Source organism: Pseudomonas sp. S5F11, assembly GCF_019641515.1.
GTDB classification, from domain to species: domain Bacteria; phylum Pseudomonadota; class Gammaproteobacteria; order Pseudomonadales; family Pseudomonadaceae; genus Aquipseudomonas; species Aquipseudomonas rhodesiae.
The window spans coordinates 1,708,010-1,731,393 of sequence record NZ_JAIFJZ010000001.1; the positions used below are offsets into that span (position 1 = coordinate 1,708,010).

At 59.7% G+C, this 23,384-nt stretch carries 19 protein-coding genes; 6 read left to right on the top strand and 13 right to left on the bottom strand.

Annotation, left to right across the window (positions count from 1 at the left end):
- The first annotated feature begins 81 nt into the window (after positions 1-81).
- The 3 genes from K1567_RS07520 to K1567_RS07530 all read left to right on the top strand — a co-directional run bounded on the left by K1567_RS07520 (position 82) and on the right by K1567_RS07530 (position 5,782).
- On the top strand, positions 82-4,767 hold the full coding sequence (locus K1567_RS07520; RefSeq protein WP_083377895.1) for an RHS repeat-associated core domain-containing protein: 4,686 nt from the start codon (positions 82-84) through the stop codon (positions 4,765-4,767).
- Positions 4,764-5,084 carry a hypothetical protein gene (locus K1567_RS07525; protein WP_034096565.1) on the top strand — a complete coding sequence of 107 codons (321 nt, stop codon included), beginning with the start codon at positions 4,764-4,766 and terminating at the stop codon, positions 5,082-5,084. The genes K1567_RS07520 and K1567_RS07525 overlap by 4 nt, the downstream gene beginning before the upstream one ends.
- A gap of 335 nt (positions 5,085-5,419) precedes the next feature.
- Positions 5,420-5,782 (top strand): Mpo1-like protein, encoded by a 363-nt coding sequence (locus K1567_RS07530; RefSeq protein WP_034096564.1) that lies wholly within the window; start codon positions 5,420-5,422, stop codon positions 5,780-5,782.
- A gap of 3 nt (positions 5,783-5,785) precedes the next feature.
- Here the strand turns inward: K1567_RS07530 and K1567_RS07535 are convergent, their stop codons facing one another.
- From K1567_RS07535 to K1567_RS07545, 3 genes are all read right to left on the bottom strand, one after another.
- Complete coding sequence (locus K1567_RS07535; protein WP_034096563.1) at positions 5,786-6,583, bottom strand: acyl-CoA thioesterase II; 798 nt, start codon at positions 6,581-6,583, stop codon at positions 5,786-5,788.
- Between the two features lie 89 nt (positions 6,584-6,672).
- Complete coding sequence (locus tag K1567_RS07540; RefSeq protein WP_034096562.1) at positions 6,673-7,434, bottom strand: CHAD domain-containing protein; 762 nt, start codon at positions 7,432-7,434, stop codon at positions 6,673-6,675.
- A 55-nt stretch (positions 7,435-7,489) separates the two neighbouring features.
- Positions 7,490-7,768: a hypothetical protein gene (locus K1567_RS07545; RefSeq protein WP_034096561.1), complete on the bottom strand. Its 279-nt coding sequence runs from the start codon at positions 7,766-7,768 to the stop codon at positions 7,490-7,492.
- 218 nt (positions 7,769-7,986) lie between these two features.
- Between K1567_RS07545 and K1567_RS07550 the strand changes: the two genes are divergently transcribed.
- Complete coding sequence (locus K1567_RS07550; protein ID WP_034096560.1) at positions 7,987-9,024, top strand: patatin-like phospholipase family protein; 1,038 nt, start codon at positions 7,987-7,989, stop codon at positions 9,022-9,024.
- A 97-nt stretch (positions 9,025-9,121) separates the two neighbouring features.
- On the opposite strand, the gene K1567_RS07555 is transcribed toward K1567_RS07550, so the two are convergent.
- The 6 genes from K1567_RS07555 to kdpF all read right to left on the bottom strand — a co-directional run bounded on the left by K1567_RS07555 (position 9,122) and on the right by kdpF (position 17,109).
- Complete coding sequence (locus K1567_RS07555) at positions 9,122-9,811, bottom strand: response regulator (RefSeq protein ID WP_034096559.1); 690 nt, start codon at positions 9,809-9,811, stop codon at positions 9,122-9,124.
- Positions 9,812-9,848: 37 nt separating this feature from the next.
- The gene (locus K1567_RS07560; RefSeq protein ID WP_034112540.1) at positions 9,849-12,500 is read right to left on the bottom strand and encodes a sensor histidine kinase KdpD; all 2,652 of its coding nucleotides are present in this window, start codon (positions 12,498-12,500) and stop codon (positions 9,849-9,851) included.
- 116 nt (positions 12,501-12,616) lie between these two features.
- On the bottom strand, positions 12,617-13,162 hold the full coding sequence (kdpC, locus tag K1567_RS07565; RefSeq protein WP_169903463.1) for a potassium-transporting ATPase subunit KdpC: 546 nt from the start codon (positions 13,160-13,162) through the stop codon (positions 12,617-12,619).
- A gap of 84 nt (positions 13,163-13,246) precedes the next feature.
- A complete protein-coding gene (gene kdpB / locus K1567_RS07570) occupies positions 13,247-15,310 on the bottom strand; it encodes a potassium-transporting ATPase subunit KdpB (RefSeq protein ID WP_220698302.1) in 2,064 nt (687 codons plus the stop codon).
- A gap of 5 nt (positions 15,311-15,315) precedes the next feature.
- Positions 15,316-17,010, bottom strand: a complete 1,695-nt coding sequence (gene kdpA, locus K1567_RS07575) for a potassium-transporting ATPase subunit KdpA (RefSeq protein WP_034137464.1) — start codon at positions 17,008-17,010, stop codon at positions 15,316-15,318.
- Positions 17,011-17,019: 9 nt separating this feature from the next.
- Positions 17,020-17,109 (bottom strand): K(+)-transporting ATPase subunit F, encoded by a 90-nt coding sequence (kdpF, locus tag K1567_RS07580; RefSeq protein ID WP_003218754.1) that lies wholly within the window; start codon positions 17,107-17,109, stop codon positions 17,020-17,022.
- Positions 17,110-17,498: 389 nt separating this feature from the next.
- Between kdpF and eat the strand changes: the two genes are divergently transcribed.
- Positions 17,499-18,863 carry an ethanolamine permease gene (gene eat / locus K1567_RS07585; protein ID WP_034096554.1) on the top strand — a complete coding sequence of 455 codons (1,365 nt, stop codon included), beginning with the start codon at positions 17,499-17,501 and terminating at the stop codon, positions 18,861-18,863.
- 110 nt (positions 18,864-18,973) lie between these two features.
- Complete coding sequence (locus K1567_RS07590; protein WP_012722955.1) at positions 18,974-19,141, top strand: DUF2897 family protein; 168 nt, start codon at positions 18,974-18,976, stop codon at positions 19,139-19,141.
- A gap of 8 nt (positions 19,142-19,149) precedes the next feature.
- Here K1567_RS07590 and K1567_RS07595 read toward each other — a convergent pair whose 3' ends face one another.
- The 4 genes from K1567_RS07595 to K1567_RS07610 all read right to left on the bottom strand — a co-directional run bounded on the left by K1567_RS07595 (position 19,150) and on the right by K1567_RS07610 (position 23,270).
- The gene (locus K1567_RS07595) at positions 19,150-19,998 is read right to left on the bottom strand and encodes a DUF1989 domain-containing protein (protein WP_220698303.1); all 849 of its coding nucleotides are present in this window, start codon (positions 19,996-19,998) and stop codon (positions 19,150-19,152) included.
- Positions 19,999-20,011: 13 nt separating this feature from the next.
- Entirely contained in the window at positions 20,012-20,656 is a 645-nt protein-coding gene (locus K1567_RS07600) for a GntR family transcriptional regulator (protein ID WP_220699026.1), read from the bottom strand.
- A 175-nt stretch (positions 20,657-20,831) separates the two neighbouring features.
- Positions 20,832-21,164 (bottom strand): ComEA family DNA-binding protein, encoded by a 333-nt coding sequence (locus K1567_RS07605; protein WP_034137461.1) that lies wholly within the window; start codon positions 21,162-21,164, stop codon positions 20,832-20,834.
- Positions 21,165-21,275: 111 nt separating this feature from the next.
- Positions 21,276-23,270: a nucleoside-diphosphate sugar epimerase/dehydratase gene (locus K1567_RS07610; RefSeq protein WP_220698304.1), complete on the bottom strand. Its 1,995-nt coding sequence runs from the start codon at positions 23,268-23,270 to the stop codon at positions 21,276-21,278.
- Between the last annotated feature and the right edge of the window lie 114 nt (positions 23,271-23,384).

Below are 23,384 nucleotides of genomic sequence, written 5' to 3' on the forward strand. Positions count from 1 at the left end.
CAAAGTCTCTCGCCTGATCATTCAGTGCGAGGGATCGCTGATGCACTCCGCTTTTATGGCCCTGCTCGACAGGGCTGTCTCTTGATTCCGGTCATCGCCAGCTTCGTCCTGGCCCCCATGGATCCCAAGGCGCCTGACATCGAAGGCGTCCTGCGTGATTTTCGCGACTGCCTCAACACCTTCGACGACTGGGCCGAGAGTTTCTGGAGTGGCTCGGCCCTGCAGGTGGAGCAGGTCTTTAAAGTCGGCGATGACGTCGCGCTGGTCGAACCGGTTTCTTCAAAAAAGCCCAACGCGGTTGTTGCCCAGTGTGATGCCCAGGGCTCGTTAACCCTGGTGCACCTGTTCGAAAGCACCCGCTTCGTCCCCATCGGCAACACGCCGGTGATGCTTCAAGCCTTGGCCGCCGATGGCAGCACGATGGGCGCGCCCCAGCATCACACCATCGGCCCCAGCGGCATTCTTGAACTCAAGGAGTGCACCCGCGACCAGGCCTACCAGATCACCTTTTATCCCAACGTTTCCCAGGACCACGTCAAGGCGCTGTATGCGTCTTATCAGGCGGTGATCGCGGGGCTGGAAACGGACCTGCGCGATGAATGGGCAAAGACCTTCAAACCCCGCTGGGACGATTTTTCCCACGCCACCGCGCTTGAGCGCAGCGCCATGCAGGGCATGGCGTTTTCAAGTGGTTTGGCCAAGGCGCTGTACAACCTGTGGGACAACGTCACGCAGTTGTATGAGCTGCTATCGGACCTCAAGGCCCACAGCGAAAAGCTCTTGGCCTACATCTCCCAGGCCGAACTCGATGCGCTGCTGGCACTCGGCAGCGACGCGATTGCCCAGGGTTTGCTGGTGCTCAGCGATGAGCCGCTGCTGTTCATTTACTTGGCAGCCATGGTCAGTTGGATGCGCCTGCTACCGCCGCCCGAGATGTACGAACTGGTTGGCGAACTGACCGGGGAAGTGCTGATCAATCTGCTGCTGATCTGGGCCACAGCAGGCATGGGCGTGGCACTGCGCCTGGGTGCTCAGACGCTCAGCAGCATCAAATCCGCGCGGGCGCGAGCGTTGTTGGCGTTGCTCGCCAAGCACCTCAAGGGACCCAGGCTGGAACCCCATGTCGCAGAGGCCAGGCCATTGCTGCTGGGCAGCGCGGCGACGCCGATCAAGACAGTCCCGGTTGCGCCGTTGCAGGCTGGGGAGCAGGTGGTTACGAACGCGGTGCCGGCGGTTCGTCGCAAGGCTCAGCGAACGGTGTTGGTGCGGCAGGAGCCTGTAGACGACGCACCTGTTTCGGGGAAAAACCCGAACGGCGATGCGGCGGCTTCTGCGGATAAAACCGTCACCAATGGCTGCCCGGTGTCGATGGTTACCGGGGAGGAATTGCTGACCCTGACTGACGGTGTTCTGGATGGGGTGTTGCCGTTCGAGTGGACGCGGCTGTATCGCACCAGTGCGGTGGAAGTCGATGTAGGGCTAGGGGTTGGCTGGAGCCATGGGCTGGCGCAGCGGCTGCTGGTTTCAGGCGATTCGGTGGTCTGGACCGACCATGAAAATCGCTCTATCTCGTTTCCAATGCCCACCGTTGCGCGACCGGCAATCACCAATAGCCTGGCCGAAGCAGCGATCTATCTGGGCGCTTCGCCGGATGAGCTGGTGCTGGCCCAGGCATCGCGGTTCTACCACTTTCGCGACGGTGTGCTGACGGCGATCAGCGATGCGTATGACAACCGCCTGCGAATTTTCCGCGACGTGCTCGGGCGTATCGAGCGGGTGGATAACGGGGTGGGTCGCTCGTTGTTTCTGCGCTATGGGGCTGGGCGCATTGTCGCGGTGGATTATCAGATTCAGCGCGCTAAGGGTTATGAGCCTTACGAGTGGATTACTGAGCAGAACGTCGTTTCCTACACCTATGACGACCTGGGCCGACTGGTCTCAGCGACCAATGCCGTCGGCGAGAGCGAGGTCTACCGCTACGACGAGCAGCACGTCATTGTGGAACGCGGCCTGGCCGGTGGGGCGAGTTTCTTCTGGGCGTGGGAACGCTCCGGCAAGGCGGCGCGCTGTGTGCGGCACTGGGCCAGCTTCTCGCAGATGGACACGCGCTATGTGTGGGGCGATGACGGCCAGGTCACGGTGCACAACGCCGATGGCAGCCAGGAAATCTATGTCCACGACGACCGTGCGCGATTGGTGCAACGCATCGATCCGGATGGCGCGCAACACTTCAAATCCTACGACGAAAAAGGCCGGCTGACAGTCGAGCAAGACCCGCTGGGGGCGGTGACGGCGTATCAGTACGACGAAGCCGGACGCTTGGTGGCGTTGTTTCCTGGGGAAGATGAGCCCACTACCTACGAGCATGACCACGGTTTCGTACGCGTGGTGCGCCGGGGTCAAGCGGTCTGGAAATACGAGCGCAATGACCAGGGCGATATCACCCGTAGCATCGATCCCGATGGGCATGTCACGGACTACAGCTACAACAAACATGGGCAACTGACCGGGGTCTGGTACCCGGATCACAGCTGCCATCGCTTGGTGTGGAATGAGCGCGGGCAACTGGTTGAGGAGCAGTTGCCCAATGGCGGCATCAGGCGCTATCGCTACGACGACCTGGGCCGCGAGGTGGCGCGCGAAGATGAACACGGCGCGCTGACCCAGTATCAGTGGGACGCTGTGGGTCGGCTGACTCGTCTGACCCTGCCAGGCGGTGCCACCCGCGAATACAGCTACAACCCCTACGGAAAAATCACCGCCGAACGCGATGAACTCGGCCACGTCACCCGCTACGACTACGCCGACGGCCTGCACCTGATCAGCCGCCGCCTGAATGCCGATGGAACTCAGGTCCAGTACCGCTATGACAACGCCCGATTACTGCTCACCGAAATTGAAAACGAAGTCGGCGAGACCTACCGGCTCGACTACCACCCCAACGGCCTGATCCAACAGGAAGTCGGGTTTGATGGGCAGCGCACCGCTTACGTTTACGACCTCAACGGCCACCTGCAGGAAAAGACCGAATACGGCGACGACGGCAGTCAGCTCGTCACTCGTTACGAACGCGACCATGCCGGACGCCTGGTACGAAAAATCCTGCCCGATGACAGCGTCGTTGAATATACCTACGACCGCCAGGGCAATCTCCTCAGCGTCGACGACGGCCACTGGGCGTTGGCCTACGAGTACGACCGCCAAAACCGCCTCACCGCCGAACACCAGGGCTGGGGCACCCTGCGCTATGGCTACGACGCCTGCGGCCAGCTCAAGCACCTGCGCCTACCGGATAACAACCGCGTGGCCTTCAACCGCGACAAGGGCGGGCACCTAGCGACTGTTGAATTGAATGGCAAAACCCTAACCTCGCACCTATTCAACGCCGGTCTGGAACACCAGCGCCAACAAGGCCAACTGCTCAGCCACTATCACTACGACGACCAACAGCGCCTGCACGCCCACGCCGTCACCCACCAGCCCCATCCGCTCTACCAGCGCCAATACGACTACGACCGAGCCGGCAACCTCACCCGCCTGCTCGACACCCGCAAAGGCGAACACCACTACCGCTACGACCCGCTGCAACGCCTGACCCGCGCCGACCATTCCCACGACGTGCAGGAACGTTTCGCCCACAACCCAGCCGGCAACCTGCTGATGCAAAAACGCCCCGGCCCCGACATCGTCGCCGGCAACCGCCTGCTGATCCAGGGCGACCGCCACTACACCTACGACGCCTTCGGCAACCTGACCCAGGAACGCCGTGGCAAAGGCCAGCAACTCGTCACCGAATACCGCTATGACAGCCAGCACCGGCTGATCGAAATCGCCCGGCCCAACGGCCAAACCGCCCGTTACCGCTATGACCCGTTTGGCCGGCGTATCAGCAAAACCGTCGACGGCATCACCAGCGAATTTTTCTGGCAAGGCGACACACTTATCGCCGAACACCGAGCGGGCCGCCACCGCAGCTACCTCTACGAACCCGACAGCTTCCGGCCGCTAGTCCTACTGGAAGGCTTCGGTCCAAAAGAAACACAGCCCTACCACTACCAACTCGACCACCTCGGCACACCCCAGGAACTCACCACCCCCGAGGGCGATATCGCCTGGTCCGCCCACTACCGCGCCTACGGCGAAATCGCCCGCCTCGACGTAGGCAAACTCGACAACCCACTGCGCTTCCAGGGCCAATACTTCGACGAAGAAAGCGGCCTGCACTACAACCGCCATCGCTACTACAATCCGGATATTGGTCGCTACCTGACGCCGGACCCGGTGAAGTTGGCGGGTGGGATCAATGGGTATCGGTATGTGCCCAATCCGACGGGATGGGTGGATCCGCTGGGGTTAAGTCGGTGTCCGGGTAAATGCCACCCGGCTAAAAGTGCTGACGACCCTGAAAACAGTGCAAAAGCAAACGAAGGGCAGCCAAAGTTACCCGCACCAGAAAACATTCAGTGGACCGCTCATGGCTACAAACACAGCCCTTCAAAGAGAACGCCCTGGAAAGATATTGTAGCCGCAACAAAATCTGGACCAGCCAAGTACAAACCAGACATTGACATCGAAAAAATAGAAAAAGACGCCTATAGAAACGGCAGTATTACTACTAACGGCAAACCTTGGAAGGTGATGGAGTATCCTGATAGTATCGGAGCAAGCGAGGGAAGCCCGAGTCGCTGGATTCGCATAGAGCTAAGTGCAAACACAATTCACGGCCATCCTATTTCAGAACGTGAGTTCAGGAGATTAACTAAGTGATCTCACTAGATTTCTTACACGGCAAAATTACTTATGATGAGTTTTCATCCCTGCAAAACCTTTCCGCAGAGCATCAACTCCAAAACTTAAAAGAAGATATGCTTCAGGTCGAATATCCTAGCGGTTTCCTGCTTGACGTAGGCTGGTATCCGTCTTTCGATATAGAAGGGTGCTTTCAAGTAAAAATTATTAAGGACTTTGACTGGGATTCCCCCACCCTGAGTCTGACTTCAAAATCAATTGAGAGCATATGCTCACTACTTGATCTCGCGCAAAATAAAATCAATGAAGAATTAAAAAAACAAAATAACCGCTAACTATCTAACGCCATAGCTCACACGAACCCGACGAAAATTTTCACACGCACAAAACAAGAAAAATCCAGACCAAACGAGACTAACCAACTGACACCGCACATCTATAAACACTCAAAAAAACGGCCCATAAAAAAACATACTTAGACAGTGCGCACCTCCCTGGAAGCAATGCAGCTTCCGCCTACGAAATCCAAAAACAATACCTATTAAATAAATAATCTGGGATTGTAAGTACATACTCACTATCCCCCCCATAGCCAACCCCAATTCGCCGCCCCGCCCTACCGCGCCTAGACTCTGTTCAAGTTGTTTCAACGGACAGAGGATTTATCATCATGGGCAAACGTCATCCCAATCTCCCCGCCTGGCAGTGGCGCCATTACCCGCAGAACCATCAGCATCCGACCAATCTGGCGTTGCATCTGATCGCGGTGCCGCTGTTTATCATCGGTTTTTTGTTGATCGTGTCCGGGGTGTTCAGCCTGAGTGTGGCCAGTTTTGCGGTGGGTGTGGTCGGTATCCTTGCAGGGCTGGCGTTGCAGCGTCATGGGCATAGCCTGGAAGCTCAGGCCAGTGAGCCGTTCAGTGATCGCAAAGATGCGGCGCAACGCCTGGTGGTCGAGCAGTTCGTGACTTTTCCGCGCTTTGTGTTGAGTGGCGGTTGGTGGCGCGCCTGGCGGCAGCGCCAACGGCATTGAAGGTCAGGCGAATACCACCACGGTCTGGCGGCTGATGGCGATCAGTTCACCGCTCGGGCTCCACAGTGCGGCAGCGGCGTGACCGTAGCCGTCGCGGGCGTGTTCGATGTTGACGTAGTACTGGCACCAGTCGAGGGTGGTGAGGTTTGCCAGCGGCTGGATGAATTCGATGGTCCAGGTCAAGGTGCTACCGGGGGCCGGTTTCTTCAGGTGCGGCAGCAGCGCCGGAGGCCAGGCGTCGACCAGCGCGAGGATGTGCGCCTCGGTCAGCGGCTCTTGTTTCACATCGCCACGCAGTCGGACCCAACCACCCATCTCGCGGGATTTGTTACCGGTAAACGGCAAGCCGCCGACACTCCAGCGCATGGCCAAGTGGCGCATGAATTCAGGCGTCACCCCTTTGATATAGGGCAGCTCCTGGCATTCGTCCCAGTGTTTGAACATGGGTGGCGGCTCGCTGGGGACGTCGATTTCCGACGTTCGAGACCCACCAAAGCTGGCCTGCACCAGTGTCGCGACTTCGCCGTTCTGCACCACGCGTCCGAGCAACTGGCTGACGGCCTTGCCTTCGCGCAACACTTCAACTTGATAACTGGCCGGCACATCAGGCGCCACCGGCCCCACAAAGGTCACTGCCAGCGAGCGCAGCGGGCGATCGCCAGGGACTTGGGCACGCAGGGCTTCGTATTGCAACGCTGCCACTAGCCCTCCGAAGGTCGCACGGCCCTGGGCCCAGTCGGCGGGGATGGTCACGTCCAAGGGGTTATGACGGGCAGCGTCGAGCAAATCACTAAAGTGCATGGCGACCTCAAAGCGAGAAACAGAAGACAGGATCTTAACCATCCTACCTACAGTGAACAGCGCCTATTCCGGCCAAAAACCGGACCGTCTCAGAAGCAATGAGCGCTGAGTTTGTCCAGTACACGGTCGGACTCGCCCTCGGCCTTGACCAGGGTGCGCTGCCACACCGCCACGCAGGGCTGCAGGTCCGCCTGCTGTTCAGCTTGGGCCAGCCACTGTAAGCAATCGTGCCAGTCGCCAAGCACGGCCTGGGCTTTCTTGAGACGGGGGACGGCATTGGCGGGGAGCTTATCCAACTGTGGGTACGCCTCGGCGGCGTAGCGCACACGCTTGATCAATAAGCGCAGACGATGCCGATCATGACCCGGCTCTTTGAGCGCTGCGCCAAGGTTATGCCACTGCTTGGCCAAGCGTTTTTCGATGCGCGTGCGCAGCCCTTTGAGCAGTTTCTGGTGTTCGGAGGCCCGAATAAAGCGCGGAAAAGCGTCCAGAATCTGTAACAACTGCGCAAGCTCAGGGGATTGAGCTACGTGACGATAGGCATCGGGCTGCGGCCGCAAGCGTCGATCCGCCGCCTCGTGATGGCCGTGCTGGTGCAAGTAAGCGGCCAGCACTTCCCGATCACGCAGGGGGGTAGTCAACTGACCGACAGCGCTGGCGGCGACTTCCAGTTGCTCCACACCCGGCAGCCCGCGCAAAGGTCGTAACAGGCTGCGCAAGCGGCGCACGGTGGTGCGCAGGTCGTGCAGGGCTTCATCATCAGTGACGGCGGCAAGGCGAGCCTGACAGCTCAGTAACCCCACTTCCAGGCCAATGACCTGGGCGACTAGCTGATCGACCAACGCTGACATCACTTGCTCCCCTGACGATGAACATTCCCCGACGACTCAAGATGCCCGACTCGGATCAGCGACCGGCGCGGGACTCACGAATGTAGAAGCGCGCTTTCTCGGCCTTGTTGGCACAACCTTCGAAGGCTTCGAATTGCTGTTGGGTCTTGGCGCCGGTCAACAGCGACAAGGCTTTAGAGTAGCTCACGGTACCGGCAAAGCCTTCGGCCTTGGCCAGGTCCAGTTCTTTCCAGGCGGCGTCCAATTGCGATCCGCAGCTGTCACGGTAGGCGGTTTTGCCGGCACAACCGGCCAAGGCCAACACGATCACAGGCACACACATCCAGGCTTTCATTGATGACACCTCAAAAGGAAGAAACAGTCGTACGGAATAGACGTTGCCTACAAGGAAAAGTGCCTTGTCCGCCAAGGGGAAATCATACTCGCCTATTGCCAGAGCATACTCGAGCCGCGTGGCTATTCTGGAAAATATAGTTCAGGCAGGCCGCGAAGATTGAAGCCGCCCCCTCAATGGGTGCATTGTGGGCGGCAGTCTGGGGAAGGACATGAACCATGAAGAAACGTGTTGCCTTGGTGCTCGGGTCCGGTGGGGCTCGCGGCTACGCCCATATCGGGGTGATCGAAGAGATCGAACGACGCGGCTATGACATCGCCTGTATCGCCGGTTGTTCCATGGGGGCCGTGGTCGGTGGCATCTACGCCGCCGGTAAGCTGGACGAGTATCGCCGTTGGATCGAAAGCCTCGATTACCTGGATGTGCTGCGCCTGGTGGACGTGAGTTTTCGCCTGGGGGCGATCCGCGGCGAGAAGGTCTTCGGGCAGATCCGCAAGATCGTCGGCGAGCTGAATATCGAAGAACTGCGCATCCCCTACACCGCCGTGGCCACCGACCTGACCAATCAGCAGGAAATCTGGTTCCAGGAAGGTTGCCTGCACCAGGCCATGCGCGCGTCGGCGGCTATTCCCAGCCTGTTCACGCCGGTGATGCAAGGCAATCGCATGCTGGTGGACGGCGGTCTGCTCAACCCGCTGCCGATCGTGCCGGTGGTGTCGAGCCACTGTGACTTGATCATTGCCGTCAACCTCAACGCCACCAACCAGAAGCACTATCAGTTACCGGTCATTCAGCGCCCACCGGCGTTCAAGAGTCGTTTCAACAGCCTGGCCAAGTCGCTGGGTTCGCACTTGCCGTTTCGCCGCAAACAGGCCGAGCAGTTAATGAAGCTTGAGCAGGAAGCCTTGCAGGCTCAGGCGGCGGATATCAACCCGTGGCTGGAGTCGGCCGAGCCCGAATCGCAGCAACCGGCGGCCGCGCCGGAAAAACCCGGGGCGCCGAAATCGGCGACCGGTTCGTTCATCATCGATAACGTCGGCCCCGCGTCACTGCTGGATTTGATCAACCAGAGTTTTGAGGTGATGCAGACGTCGTTGGCGCAGTACAAAATCGCCGGTTATCCGCCGGATGTGCTGATCAACGTGCCCAAGCGGGTGTGCCGGTTTTTTGAGTTTTACAAGGCGCCAGAGTTGATCGCCCTCGGGCGGGAGATTGCGAGCGATACGCTGGATCGGTACGAGAGTGAGCAGCCTTGAAGGCGTCGGTATGACGGGTGACGCCATCGCGGGCAAGCCCGGCTCCCACAGGGGATTGCAAGGGGGCATGCCCGCGACTCGAACACAGGAAACTGATCTACGCCCCCACTAATCGATACCCTACCCCGGCCTCGGTCACGATAAACCTTGGCTGGGTCGGATCATCCGCCAGTTTTTGGCGCAGATGGCCCACCACGATGCGCAGGTAGTGGCTGTCTTCGGTATGGGTCGGGCCCCAGATGTCCTTGAGCAATTGTTGCTGGGTGATCACCCGCCCCGGATGGCGCGCCAGTTGCGCCAGCACTGCGTACTCCTTGCGGGTCAGCGCCACTTCGGCACCGTCCAGCAGCACGCGGCGGTAGGCCAGGTCGACGGTCAGCGGGCCGAAGCACAGCGCGGCTTCCTGCGTCTCCCCCGCGGGGGCCTGGCGCAACAGCGCCCGAATCCGCGCCAGGAACTCTTGGATGCCAAAGGGTTTGGTCACATAGTCGTTGGCGCCGCCATCGAGGGCTTGGACTTTCTGTCCCTCGCTGGCGCGCACCGACAGCACCAGCACCGGCACCGTCGACCACTCTCGAAACTCGCGCAGCACTTGCTGGCCGTCCATATCCGGCAGGCCCAGATCCAGCACCAGCAAGTCCGGTTTGCTCAGCGCGGCCTGGGCCAGCCCTTCGCTGCCAGTGCCGGCTTCGATCACTTTGTAGCCCTGGGAGGCCAGGCTGATGCGCAAGAATTTGCGGATCTGCGGTTCGTCATCAATGACCAAAATCGTCGCGGTCTGGCTCATGGTGTTCCATCAAAATCCGTAGAAAAAACAGGGTAGCTCACGGCTCACGTTCCAGGCCAGGCTGGGTGGGCAACGGCAGGAACAGACTGATGCAGGTGCCGCGCCCATCGATGCCCTCGGCGACGCGAATATGCCCGCCGTGGGCGCCGACCATCCCTTGGCAGATCGCCAGCCCCAGGCCGGTGCCCTGCCCGCCACGGTCGCCACGCGCAGCGGTGTAGAACATATCGAAAATCTTCGCGCGCTCCTCCTCGGGAATGCCCGGTCCCTCGTCAGCCACGGCAAAAAACAGCTGATTTTCCGCCACCCCGGCACTCAGTTGCAGGCGCCCGTGGGGCGGCGAAAAGCGCGCGGCGTTCTCCAGCACATTGACCAGCGCCTGTTCGATCAATGCCGCATGCACATACAGCAGGGGCAATTCGGGCGGCACATCGGTGCTCACTTGCAACGGCGCCAGCACCGCGCGCAAACGGCCAAGGGCGCTGCCGACGATATCCCCGGGAGATACCCAATCGCGCGCCAGCTTAAGCGCGCCGTGGCCCAGGCGCGTCATGTCCAACAGGTTCTGGATATAACGGTCGAGACGCTCGGCCTCGTCGCGAGTGCCTTCGAGCAGTTCGCGCCGATCCTCCAAGGGAATCGCCTCGCCGAGGGCCAACAGGCTGTCGATGCTGCCGCGCATGGACGTCAAGGGCGTGCGCAGATCGTGAGACACCGAGGCGAGCAAAGCGCTGCGCAGTTGCTCGGTTTCACCGTGCAAACGCGCGGACTCCAACTCTTGCGCCAGCTGTGCGCGGGCCAACGCTTGGGCCAGGGGCTGACTCAACGCCGTCAGCAGGCGACGGCGCTGACCGCTCAATTCCAGGCCGGGTTTGGCGCTGACGCCGAGTAAGCCCAGCGGCCCCTCTTCCCCCGACAACGGCCACCACCACCAGCGCCCGAACGGTAAGGTGCCGGTGCCCATGCCCGCCGGCTGGTCGTGTTGCCAGGCCCAATCGGCGGCGGCGCGCTCGGCTTCGGTGAACGTCAGCGGGCCGCCGGTCTCGACCTTCCAGCCGCCCTGGCCGTCGCGGTTGACCAGGCACAGGTCCAGATCGCTCCAGCCCTCCAAGTGATGGGCAGCCGCGCTGATCACCGCTTGGCGGTCGGTGGCGGCGGTGAGTTTGCGTGACAGGTCCAGCAGCTCGCTGGTCTCTTCCTGGGTATCGCGCAAGGCTTGCAGCTGGCGACGCTGACGCGCGGCGAGGTTGCCGGTAAGCGCCGCCATCAGCAAGAAGAACAACAGCGTCAGTACGTCTTCTTCGCGCTGGATGGCAAACGAGAAGTTGGGCGGAATAAACAGAAAGTCATAGGTCAGGAATGACAGCGCGGCGCACACCAAAGAAGGCCCCAGGCTGCTGCGCACCGCCACCAGCAACACCGCCGCGAGGAACACCAGCGAGATATTCGGTAACGGCAGCGCGCTCGACACCGCCCACGCCACGCCGGTTGCCACCAAGGTAGCGACCACTGCCAGGGCGTAATCGAACCACTCCAGGCCGCGCACTTCCGGCAGACGCGGCGGGGCCGGCACATCGTCGCTGTCGAGCACGTTGATTTCCAGGCCCCGGGCATTGCGCAGCAGGCGTGCCGCCAGGCCGCCACCGAACACGCGGCGGTGCCAGCGCATGCGCGACTGCCCCACCAGCAGCAGGCTGGCGCGGCGTTCGGCGGCGTGTTGGATCAGGGTCTTGGCCACCTCGCCGGCACGCAACAACACCACCTCCCCGCCAAGGCGCTCGGCCAGTTGCTGGGCGTTTTGCAGGCGCAGGCGTGATTGCTCGTCCCGTGCGCGACCGTTATCGATATGCACCAGGCTCCAGGGCAGATGCCGACGCTGCGCGACGCGGCTGGCGTGGCGCACCAGACGTTCGGCCTGCGCATCGCCATCCACGCCCACCAGCAAGCGCCCGCGCACAGCCGGGGCGTCTTGACCGAGTTGGCGGTAACCCTGGGCCAGATCAGCGTCGACATGGGCCGCGGCGGCCTGCATCGCCAGCTCGCGCAGGGCCGTCAGGTTGGTCTGGGTGAAGAACGCATCGATGGCTGCGCGCGCCTGTTCCGGCACGTAGACCTTGCCATCGCGCAGGCGCTCCAGCAGTTCGCGGGACGGCAGGTCGATCAGCAACAGCTCGTCGGCCTCCTGCAGCACCCAATCCGGCAGGGTTTCGCGGACCTGCACGCCGGTGATGCCACGCACTTGATCGTTGAGGCTTTCCAAGTGCTGGACGTTGACCGTGGTGAACACGTCGATACCGGCGGCCAGCAATTCCTGGATGTCCTGCCAGCGCTTTTCGTGACGGCTGCCGGGGGCGTTGCTGTGGGCCAGCTCGTCCACCAGCACCAGCTTGGGCTTGGCGGCGAGCAGGCCGTCGAGGTCCATCTCTTCCAGCATCACGCCGCGATACTCGCTGCGCACCAGCGGTTGCTGCGGCAAGCCGCTGAGCAAGGCTTCGGTCTCGGCGCGACCGTGGGTTTCGACTACGCCCGCGATCAATTTGACGCCTTGGCGCAGCTGGGTATGGGCGGCCTGGAGCATGGCGTAAGTCTTGCCCACCCCCGGCGCGGCGCCCAGAAAGACTTTGAGCCGGCCACGGCCGTGCCGGGGCAGATCGGCTAACAGGGCATCGGCGCGGCCGGAGTCGCTCATGCTCGGGGGTTCCTCAGGTGTTGATTGGTTGCGCTTCAGGCCGCCTTCGCGGGCAAGCCCGCTCCCACATGCGTACTCCTGTGGGAGCGGGCTTGCTCGCGAAGGCAGTTCACTGCTTACAATTTTTCCAAGGCCATGTTCAATGCCAACACATTCACCACTGGCGGGCCCACCAGCGGGCTTTCGATATGTTCATCGAGCAAGCGCTGCAAGGTCGACAACGGCACATTTCGCGCCGCCGCCACGCGCGCCAGTTGATAGGCAATCGCCTGCGGTGGCAAGTGTGGATCAAGACCGCTGCCAGAGGTAGTCAGCGATGCCAGAGGCACCGGCCCCTGACTCGGTACGAATTGCTTGGTCGCGTCATCGAAGATCCGCGTCGCCAGCGCCGGGTTGCTTGGGCCAAGGTTGCTGGCACTGCTTGAGACCGTCACAAAAGCGCCGGCCGATGGACGCGGGTGGAACCAGCGGTCACCGGTAAATTCCTGGGCGATCAGGCTGGAGCCACGCACTTTGCCGCTGGCATCGCGCACCAGGCTGCCGTTGGCCTGGTCGGGAAATGCGACCTGGGCGACACCGGTGACCACCAACGGGTAGGCGATGCCGGTGATCAGCGTCATCAGAACCAACAGGCTGATGGCTGGGCGAATGATAGGGGTCATGTTCATATCCTCAATCAGTTGAGATACCCGCTGGCGAGGGCGCCGGGGCACTGCCCGAGCAAACTCCCTCGCCACGGTTTGGAGTTACACCAAGTGCAAGGCGGTGAGCAGCATGTCGATGGCCTTGATGCCCACGAACGGCACCAGAATCCCGCCCAGCCCATAGATCAGCAGATTGCGGCGCAGCAACGCCGCAGCGCTCGCCGCCTGCACCCGCACACCGCGCAGGGCCAGTGGGATCAACACCACAATGATCAACGCGTTGAACACAATGGCCGACAGGATTGCGCTCTGCGGGCTCTGCAAGTGCATCACGTTGAGCACGCCCAATTGCGGATAGATCGAGGCGAACAGCGCCGGCAGGATCGCGAAATACTTGGCCACGTCGTTGGCGATGGAAAACGTGGTTAGCGCACCGCGCGTCACCAGCAGTTCCTTGCCGATCTGCACCACGTCCAGCAACTTAGTGGGGTCGCTGTCGAGGTCGACCATGTTGGCGGCCTCGCGGGCGGCCTGGGTGCCGTCGTTCATGGCCATGCCGACGTCTGCCTGAGCCAGCGCCGGGGCGTCGTTGGCGCCGTCGCCGCACATCGCGACCAGGCGGCCGTCATTCTGTTCATGGCGAATGCGCGCGAGCTTTTTCTCCGGGGTGGCTTCGGCGAGCACGTCGTCCACGCCCGCTTCGGCGGCAATCGCGGCGGCGGTCAGCGGGTTGTCGCCGGTCACCATCACGGTGCGAATCCCCAGTTTGCGCAGCTCGGCGAACCGTTCGCGAATTCCAGGCTTGACCACGTCCTTGAGGTGAATAGCACCGAGTAACTTGCCATCGGCGCACACCAGTAAAGGCGTGCCGCCGCTTTGGGCGATTTTGTCGACTTCCCGCGACAGCGCCGCCGGCAGGCCGTCCCGTGGCAGGCCGATAAACGCCAGCAACGAATCCACTGCGCCTTTGCGGAACACACGGCCCTGGTAGTCGACACCGGACAAGCGGGTTTCGGCGCTGAACGGAACACCGGTCAACTCATCCACCGTAGGCTCGGCCTGAGGATGCAAGGCGCGCAGGTATTCGACGATGGATTTGCCTTCAGCGGTGTCATCGGCCAGGGATGCCAGCAGCGCGCCTTCGGCCAATTCCCGCCCGCTCACGCCTGGCGCGGCAAACACCGCCGCGCAACGGCGGTTACCAAAGGTGATGGTGCCGGTCTTGTCGAGCATCAGCACATGCACGTCCCCCGCCGCTTCCACGGCACGACCGGACTTGGCGATCACATTCAGGCGCACCAGGCGGTCCATGCCGGCGATGCCGATAGCCGACAACAAGCCGCCGATGGTGGTAGGAATCAGCGTCACCAGCAGTGCGACGAGGAACACCAACGGCAAGCTGCCATTGGCGAAATGGGCGAATGGCTGCAGGGTCACCACCACCAGCAGGAAGATCAGGGTCAGACCGATCAGCAGGATATCCAGCGCGACTTCATTGGGGGTTTTCTGGCGTTTGGCGCCTTCCACCAACGCGATCATGCGGTCCAGCGTGGATTCGCCGGGGTTGGCGGTAATGCGGATCAGCAGCCAGTCGGAGACCAGCCGCGTGTTGCCGGTGACGGCCGAACGGTCGCCGCCGGACTCCCGGATCACGGGCGCGGATTCCCCGGTGATCGCCGCCTCGTTGACCGCGGCGATGCCTTCGATCACCTCGCCGTCACCGGGGATCATCTCCCCAGCGGCGACGCGCACCACATCACCTTTACGCAGGCTGGTGGCCGGCACCACCTTGAAGCTGCCATCGGCTTCCTGACGGCGTGCGCTGAGCCCTTCGCTACCGGCCTTGAGGCTGTCGGCGCGGGCCTTGCCACGCCCCTCGGCCAAGGCTTCGGCGAAGTTGGCGAACAGCACGGTGAACCATAGCCACACTGCGATCTGCACAGCGACGAAGGTGGGCACCGCGGTGTCCGGCACAAAGCACAACATGGTGGTGAGGATAGCGGTGAGTTCCACCACCAGCATCACTGGCGAGCGTTGCAACTGACGTGGGTCGAGCTTGACGAACGCTTGGATCAGCGCCGGGCGCCACAGAGCGGAAATCGCGGTTTTAGCCGGCTCCTGGGGTTTGACCGGAGCGGCGTTTTTTACAGGCATATTCATTTTCATATCCCTCAGAAGCCCATGCTCAGGTGTTCAGCAATTGGGCCCAGTGCCAGCGTCGGTAGGAAGGTCAGGCCGCCCACCAGCAAGATGGTCACGGTCAACAGCGTCACAAACAGTGGGCCGTGGGTCGGGAAGCTGTTCTGGCCAATGGGTGCGGCCTTTTTCATCGCCAGGCTGCCGGCCAGGGCCAGTATCGGGAGGATGTAACCGAAGCGGCCGATCAACATGCCCAGGCCCAACATCAGGTTGTGGAACGGCGTGTTGGCACTCAGGCCGCCGAACGCTGAGCCGTTGTTGGCGCTGGCTGAGGTGTAGGCATAGAGCAACTGGCTGAAGCCGTGGGGTCCAGGGTTGCTGATGGCGGAAGCCGGGCCCGGCAGGCTGGCGGCGATAGCACCGAGTACCAGCACGCCAACCGGCATCACCAGCAGGGTCACCACCAGCAGTTGCACTTCCTTGGCCTGGAGTTTCTTGCCAAGGTATTCCGGGGTGCGGCCAATCATCAGGCCGGCGAGGAATACCGCGATCAACACGTTGAGCAACATGCCGTACATGCCGGCGCCGACGCCGCCGAAGATCACTTCGCCGACCATCATATTGACCAGCGCCACCATCCCGCTGAGGGGGCTGAGGCTGTCCTGCATGCCGTTGACCGAACCGTTAGACGCGGCGGTGGTTGTCACCGACCACAGCACGGTACCGGTGGTGCCGAAGCGCGCTTCCTTACCTTCCAGCGGTGCGGTTTGCTCCACGGCCGGATTGTTGAGGGTCGGGTTGGGCTGGTACTCGGACCACAGCGAAGTCGCGCCGCCGATCAGGAACAGTGCCAGCATGCAGCCGAGGATCGCGCGGCTCTGACGCAGGTCTTTGACGTAGTGACCAAAGGTAAATACCAACGCTACCGGGATCAGGATGATCGACGCCACTTCGAACAGGTTGGACCAGGCAGTCGGGTCTTCAAACGGATGCGCCGAGTTGACGCCGAAGAAACCACCACCGTTGGTGCCCAGTTGCTTGATCGCAATCTGGCTGGCGGCCGGGCCGAGGGGAATCACCTGATCCACGCCCTGCAGCGTCACGGCATCAACGTAGTGAGCGAAGGTCTGCGGTACACCCTGCCACACCAGAAACAGCGCCAGTACCAGGCACAATGGCAGCAGGCCATAGAGGGTGGCGCGGGTCATATCGACCCAGAAGTTACCCAAGGTGCGTGCGGACTTACGACCGATCCCACGGCAAAGTGCGACCAGGACGGCAAGGCCGGTGGCTGCGCTGACGAAGTTCTGCACAGTCAGGCCGGCCATCTGGCTGAGGTAGCTCAGGGACGCCTCGCCGCTGTAGGACTGCCAGTTGGTGTTGGTCATGAAACTGACCGCTGTGTTGAAGGCCAGCGTCCATTCCTGGCCTGGCAACTTCTGCGGATTCAGTGGCAGAGAACCTTGAAACACCAGGATCGAGAACAACAACACAAAGCCCGCAAGGTTGAACGCCAACAGGGCCAGCATGTATTTCTGCCAGCTCTGTTCCTGCTGCGCGTCCACGCCCGCCAAGCGATAGCAGACTTTTTCGACGGGCCCCAGTACCGGGCTCAGCCATGTGCGCTGGCCTTCCATCACCTTGTAATAGAACCGCCCCAGAAACGGCGCGGGCACCAGCACCACGGCGAAGAAGGCGATGATCAGCCAATAGTCATAACTGTGCATAGCCTGCTCCTAGTTCCGATCCGCGCGTAACAGCGCAACCAGCAGATAAATGAACAGCGCCACGGCCAATAGCAGTGACACCCCGTCCAGAACACTCATGGAAGTCTCTCCGTTTAGCGGCGAGCGCCGCGTGTGGGGCAATTGTCCGCAGGAGTGGTGTAAAGGAACGAGAGCGAGGGTGTGGGCGGGGCGTAAAGACGGCGTAAAGAGTGGGTTTATGCGGGTGCGGGTGCCGGGGTGGAAGCTATCGGGGGCAAGCCCCCTCCCACAGGTTGACCTAGGATGTACCCGGGCAAATGTGGGAGGGGGCTTGCCCCCGATAGCGCCGGCTCAGCCAGCACCGCACCTAACTGGTGCAACACCACAAAACTCCAAACGCCAAACCATCCCCCACACGACAGTTGCGCCGCTTTACGACACGGTTGCGCAGCATGGCATGGCCGCTGCAACACCTTGAGTCATTCCAACCGTTCAAGGAGCGCCACACGATGAACACACAACTCAAACCCAGCTTGGGCACCCTGCATCTCTGGGGCATCGCCGTCGGGCTGGTGATCTCCGGGGAGTACTTCGGCTGGAGCTACGGCTGGGGTGTAGCCGGAACCCTGGGGTTCTTGGTGACCTCATTGATGGTGGCGGCCATGTACACCTGCTTTATCTTCAGTTTTACCGAGCTGACTACCGCGATTCCCCACGCCGGCGGGCCGTTTGCCTACAGTCGCCGCGCCTTTGGTGAGAAGGGCGGCCTGATCGCCGGGTTGGCCACGCTGATCGAATTCGTCTTCGCGCCACCGGCCATTGCCCTGGCCATCGGTGCCTACCTGAATGTGCAGTTTCCGGCGCTGGACCCCAAACACGCCGCCGTCGGCGCCTACATCGTGTTTATGGGTTTGAACATTCTCGGCGTGAAGCTCGCCGCTACCTTCGAGCTGGTGGTGTGCGTGCTTGCCGTTGCTGAATTGCTGGTGTTCATGGGTGTGGTGGCGCCCGCCTTCAGCTTCAGCAACTTCGCCCTAAACGGCTGGGCCGGCTCCGACACCTTCGGCGCGCCGGCGATTGCCGGCATGTTCGCGGCAATCCCCTTCGCCATCTGGTTCTTCCTCGCCATCGAGGGCGCGGCCATGGCCGCCGAAGAAGCGAAAGATCCCAAGCGCACCATTCCAAAAGCCTACATCAGCGGCATCCTGACCCTGGTGATCCTGGCCATGGGCGTGATGTTCTTCGCCGGCGGCGTGGGCGACTGGCGCACCCTGTCGAACATTAACGACCCATTGCCACAAGCCATGAAAACCGTGGTGGGCGACAGCTCCGGTTGGTTGCACATGCTGGTGTGGATCGGTCTCTTCGGTCTTGTGGCGAGTTTCCACGGCATCATCCTGGGCTACTCGCGCCAGTTCTTCGCCCTCGCCCGCGCCGGCTACCTGCCCTCTTCCCTCGCCAAGTTGTCGCGCTTTCAGACACCGCACCGCGCCATCATCGCCGGTGGCGTGGTCGGCATAGCGGCCATCTACAGCGACGGCCTGATCAACCTGGGCGGCATGACCCTGACCGCCGCAATGATCACCATGGCCGTATTCGGCGCCATCGTGATGTACATCATGAGCATGCTTAGCCTGTTCAAACTGCGTAAGACCGAACCGCTGCTGGAACGCACCTTCCGCGCGCCGGGTTATCCGATCGTGCCGGGGATCGCACTAGTGTTGGCGGTGGTGTGCCTGGTGGCCATGGCCTGGTTCAACGCACTGATCGGGCTGATCTTCCTGGGCTTTATGGTGGTGGGGTTCATCTACTTCCAGATGACCGCGCAAGACCGCGCCGATGCACCCGCGGATGCAATGTTGACCGGGCTCTAAAGTTTTGAGGCAGAACAGGCCTACACTGAACTACTCAGAAAGCCTGTAACTCAAAGCAGTTATTCCCGTGGGAAAACCCTCCCACGGCAATCTGCCTCAAGGAGAGCGTTATGCCGTGGTATGCATGGTTGATTTTAGTGGTCGCGATCGGGTCAATCGTCGGTGGCCTGATGATGCTGCGAGACAGCGCCAACAAGGTTGAACTGACCGACGAACAACGCAAACGCGTGGCCGAGCGAAATGCGCAGGCGGATGCTAAGGATGCGCAGGATCGCTGAATCTTGAGTTACTCCCAATCCGCTTTGGCAATCTGCAAACCGTGCTGCCCTTTATAGGCAGCACGCTCCGGCTGGCTCCAGCCACTCAGCAATTCATCCTCCAATTTATAGATCTCCACACCCAGTGGTCGGCACACCGTCAGCGGGTCTTGCGCCTCCGGCCCCCACATCGGCAGCGACAAATCCCCACCCGGGCAGGTCGACAGCGCACACAGCAGATCGATCTCGGCAAAGAACTCCAGGTAATCACCCTTCTGCGCGGGGCAGGCTTTCATGAAGTACATGTCGTCATGATTGAGGCCCGTGCATTGGAAAATATTCAACACGTCATGCACATCGAACTCCGTCAGGCCGTGGGGTAACACCGCACGGGTCAGGTTCGAGTGGCAATGGTGGTGGAAGTCTTCACCGGTGAGCATGCGGTTCACATAGGGATCACAGCGAGTGCCGAGTAGATCGTGCAGACGACCGCCGTGCTCATCAATGCCGTAGCTGGCCAGGCTGTCGTCGGTGATAGTGACCAAGGGGCGTAAAAATGGCAGGTTGGACCACAGCCGGTCGTGAGTGCTGACATGGGCGCCCTGTAATTGCCGGGTACGCGCCGCCCACAAACGCTCGCGTGGGTCATTGGCGTTCCATACGTTGAAATCGCCTACCTGCGGGCCGACCGGCGTGGTCACGCGAAACACATGCCCGGCCGGCACCTTCCACGCCCTCCCCGTACGAATCGGCACTTCGAACTTTTCGATCAACTGACGTTGATCCTTGCGATCCTTGATGCGTTCATAAAATGCCGTATCCACCTGCAACGCTGAACCTTTACTGACCTGATAGGCGGCGGGGTAGTCTTTGTACATGGGCAATCCTCCATCAAGGGTGATCAAAGAGGGCGAGGGAAAGATGTTCGGAATCGTTCAGGTAGAAGCTCATTGCCTCGCTGGCCGACGGCTTGTTGTTATTGGCTAATAACGCGTAGATCTCACGGTCCCGTTCTAGCCAGGGCAACTGGAAACGCTGCTCATCGGGAGCGGCACAAAATACCAGGCGTAATTGGGCGATTACCTGGGCGAAAAACTCATTGAACAATGGGCTGTGCAGCAACCCGACGATCTGCTGGTGAAACATCAAACTGTGAGTGGCGACCGCCCGCCAATCTTCGCGCTCTCGGGCAAGAGTGGTGGCGTCGATGGCGTTTTGCATGTGCTCGGATTGCTCAGGAGTGAGCGCAGCACTTTGGGCGATAGCTTGCAACTCAAGAGTGCGACGGACCAAAAACAAATCACGCACCTCCTCTCGTGCCAGCCGCCGGACCATAACGCCCTTATTGCGCACATAGCGTGTCAGCCCTTCTTGGCTCAAGCGATGCAGGGCTTCGCGGATTGTATTGCGCGAGGCGTTATAAGACTTGACCAGCTCGGCCTCGACCAAGCCCATTCCAGGCAAGAGTCGGCCACCAATAATATCGGCCCGTAGTTCCAGCGCGATTTGGTCGGCTAGAGACAAGTTTGCTGGCATAAGTACCTCGGGATTGTTGAACAATCTTTTGTGTAGAGGTACACAATATTTGTGCCAGTATCGGCTGTCGATGAGGTCCATTGCCGATGGCGAAAATGTGGATTATGTACATCGGGAGGGTTAGTTTTCCGATGAACAATGGAAGAAGGCCGGTTAATGACCGGCCTTCGGGTGCTTATTTGATTTCCAGCCTATCGCGATTCTTTTCCAGCAACGCCTTGCCGATGCCCTTCACTTCCAGCAGCTCATCCACCGCAGTGAACGGACCATTGGTTTCACGGTAAGCGACAATAGCCTTGGCTTTGGCAGCACCGACCCCGAAAAGATCGCGGCGCAGGGTTTCGGCATCGGCGGCATTAAGGTTCACCTTGGCGGACTGCTCGACCTGGGTAATCAGCGCGGTGATCGGGCCTGGGGCTGCGGGTTTGACTGACTGGGCTGCTGTAGTGGCTAGGGAGAGAGTGGTGAGGAAAGCGAAAACAAGGGAGGAGATATAGGTGTTTTGCATTGGTGAAGCTCCATGACATCGTTTAGAAAAAAGCAGCTTTTCCGAAGCTGCTTTTCTAACTTAGACGATGGTTGGAGGGTGTCAAAAATGGGTAGGTTACAGAGTGTTAACTTATGGTTCCAGGCGCCGTTGCTGATAAACCCAGTCGACGATTTCGCCTTCGGGGGAGTAGCCACTTACAGTTTCGCGCAAGAGTTGGCGGACGCGGGTGTAATCGTCCTCCTCCAGCGCCGCAAGAAGCTCTGTCAGCTTATCCTTAAGTACGTCCCACGAAAGATGGTCCTCATTAGCACTCATTATCATCGGATGCTGAGTTGCGACCACGTTATCGCCGATCAGCAGCTCTTCGTATAGTTTTTCCCCAGGACGCAGCCCCGAAAACTCGATAGCAATATCACCATGGGGATTCTTATCAGAGCGAACGCTCAGGCCTGAAAGATGAATCATCTTCTCAGCTAATTCAACAATCCTAACAGGCTCACCCATATCCAGAACGAACACGTCGCCCCCAAGCCCCATAGATCCGGCCTGGATAACTAACTGAGCAGCTTCGGGAATGGTCATGAAGTAGCGCGTAATCTTAGGATGAGTGACCGTAAGAGGTCCACCATACTTGATCTGTTTATAAAATAACGGAATCACAGAGCCAGATGAGCCTAACACATTGCCGAAGCGAACCATCGTGAATCGTGTTTTATTAACTTGACGAATATTCGATTTGTCGCCAAACAGGACAGGGGCCAACTCTCGACTGAGCGCTTGTAATATCAATTCAGCAAGGCGCTTAGTACTACCCATAACATTGGTTGGGCGGACAGCCTTGTCAGTTGAAATAAGTACGAAGTTTGCAACACCCGCTTGAAGCGCTGCCTGAGCCGTGTTGAGAGTGCCAATCACGTTATTCAATACACCCTCAGAGATATTATGTTCAACCATCGGCACGTGTTTATAGGCCGCTGCATGATATACGGTATCAACATGCCAAGTATTCATAACATCATAAAGTTTAGGTTGATTGCGCACCGATCCTAGTATGGGCAAAATTCGAACAGGCAATGACTCTCGTGAAATTCTTTGTTCCAACTCAGAAGAGATACTGTATAGGTTAAACTCACTATGCTCAAAGAGTAAAAGTGTGGTGGGGCGAAGGTCCAAAATCTGTCGGCACAACTCAGAGCCAATGGACCCGCCTGCACCGGTTACCAAAACAGTTTGGCTTTTGATGCAATGCTCAAGCAGTTCTTCATTGGCTGGAACTGGGTCGCGACCAAGCAAATCTGCTATATCAACTTCTTGGATGTCATCGACCTTTACTCGTCCGCTGGCAAGGTCCATAAAACCAGGAACACTTCGCACATGAAGTGGAAAGCCTTCGAGAAGGCCAAGAATTTCGCGACGACGAGCACGATTGGAAGACGGAATGGCGAGGAGAATCTCTTGCGCACCTGTTGATTCAAGCATCTGTTGAAGGTGCTTGGGCTTGTATACTTGCAAGCCAGAGATTACCCTGCCTGCAATATCGCTATCGTCATCAATGAAAGCCACTGGGCGCATCACTCTACCCATCCGCAATGCTGCGACCAGTTGATTACCTGCTGCACCCGCACCATAGATGGCTACCTTCAATAAACCATCATCTCTACTCGTAAAGGGAACATGCTGAACGGCAGTGAACCAGTCACCCAGAAAGTAGTGACGCATCGCAAGCCGTAATCCGCCGATCATGATCAAACTCAACCACCAATAGTTGAATATGATAGAACGGGGTACGACACTTTCATGGTTGCTGTACCAATAAACCACGACACCGAGGATCAACGCAGACAGACTCACGGCCTTGATAATCGCAATCAAGGCATCGTTGCCAAAGTACCGCATCACCGCACGGTACATACCAAATCGAATAAAGAGAGGAATCGAGATGATAGGAGCACTTAAAAACAACCATGAGTGCTGTACTACGGGATTGATCAATTCGTCGATACCGAGCCGAACCACAAATGCCATCCACAATGCAAGCCACACCAGCAGCGTGTCAGCGGTGACCTGTAGAATGCGCTTCTGCCGACGAGGGAGGCGAAGCAGATTTGCCCGTAATGTACCCATAGATCCTAAATTTCCTTCCAGCTCAATTTTTGATGACGGACACTTAGTTCCTCAGCGCAAAACCACAAGCTGATTTCGTCAGTCGATCAATCATACAACGGGAGCGCACTCGAA

Excerpts from the sequence above, each read along its gene's own strand:
- K1567_RS07530 (WP_034096564.1), top strand. The coding sequence starts at position 5,420 with ATGGGCAAACGTCATCCCAATCTCCCCGCCTGGCAGTGGCGCCATTAC.
- K1567_RS07535 (WP_034096563.1), bottom strand. The coding sequence starts at position 6,583 with ATGCACTTTAGTGATTTGCTCGACGCTGCCCGTCATAACCCCTTGGAC.
- K1567_RS07540 (WP_034096562.1), bottom strand. The coding sequence starts at position 7,434 with ATGTCAGCGTTGGTCGATCAGCTAGTCGCCCAGGTCATTGGCCTGGAA.
- K1567_RS07545 (WP_034096561.1), bottom strand. The coding sequence starts at position 7,768 with ATGAAAGCCTGGATGTGTGTGCCTGTGATCGTGTTGGCCTTGGCCGGT.
- K1567_RS07550 (WP_034096560.1), top strand. The coding sequence starts at position 7,987 with ATGAAGAAACGTGTTGCCTTGGTGCTCGGGTCCGGTGGGGCTCGCGGC.
- K1567_RS07555 (WP_034096559.1), bottom strand. The coding sequence starts at position 9,811 with ATGAGCCAGACCGCGACGATTTTGGTCATTGATGACGAACCGCAGATC.
- K1567_RS07560 (WP_034112540.1), bottom strand. The coding sequence starts at position 12,500 with ATGAGCGACTCCGGCCGCGCCGATGCCCTGTTAGCCGATCTGCCCCGG.
- kdpC (WP_169903463.1), bottom strand. The coding sequence starts at position 13,162 with ATGACCCCTATCATTCGCCCAGCCATCAGCCTGTTGGTTCTGATGACG.
- kdpB (WP_220698302.1), bottom strand. The coding sequence starts at position 15,310 with ATGAAAATGAATATGCCTGTAAAAAACGCCGCTCCGGTCAAACCCCAG.
- kdpA (WP_034137464.1), bottom strand. The coding sequence starts at position 17,010 with ATGCACAGTTATGACTATTGGCTGATCATCGCCTTCTTCGCCGTGGTG.
- kdpF (WP_003218754.1), bottom strand. The coding sequence starts at position 17,109 with ATGAGTGTTCTGGACGGGGTGTCACTGCTATTGGCCGTGGCGCTGTTC.
- eat (WP_034096554.1), top strand. The coding sequence starts at position 17,499 with ATGAACACACAACTCAAACCCAGCTTGGGCACCCTGCATCTCTGGGGC.
- K1567_RS07590 (WP_012722955.1), top strand. The coding sequence starts at position 18,974 with ATGCCGTGGTATGCATGGTTGATTTTAGTGGTCGCGATCGGGTCAATC.
- K1567_RS07595 (WP_220698303.1), bottom strand. The coding sequence starts at position 19,998 with ATGTACAAAGACTACCCCGCCGCCTATCAGGTCAGTAAAGGTTCAGCG.
- K1567_RS07600 (WP_220699026.1), bottom strand. The coding sequence starts at position 20,656 with ATGCCAGCAAACTTGTCTCTAGCCGACCAAATCGCGCTGGAACTACGG.
- K1567_RS07605 (WP_034137461.1), bottom strand. The coding sequence starts at position 21,164 with ATGCAAAACACCTATATCTCCTCCCTTGTTTTCGCTTTCCTCACCACT.
- K1567_RS07610 (WP_220698304.1), bottom strand. The coding sequence starts at position 23,270 with ATGGGTACATTACGGGCAAATCTGCTTCGCCTCCCTCGTCGGCAGAAG.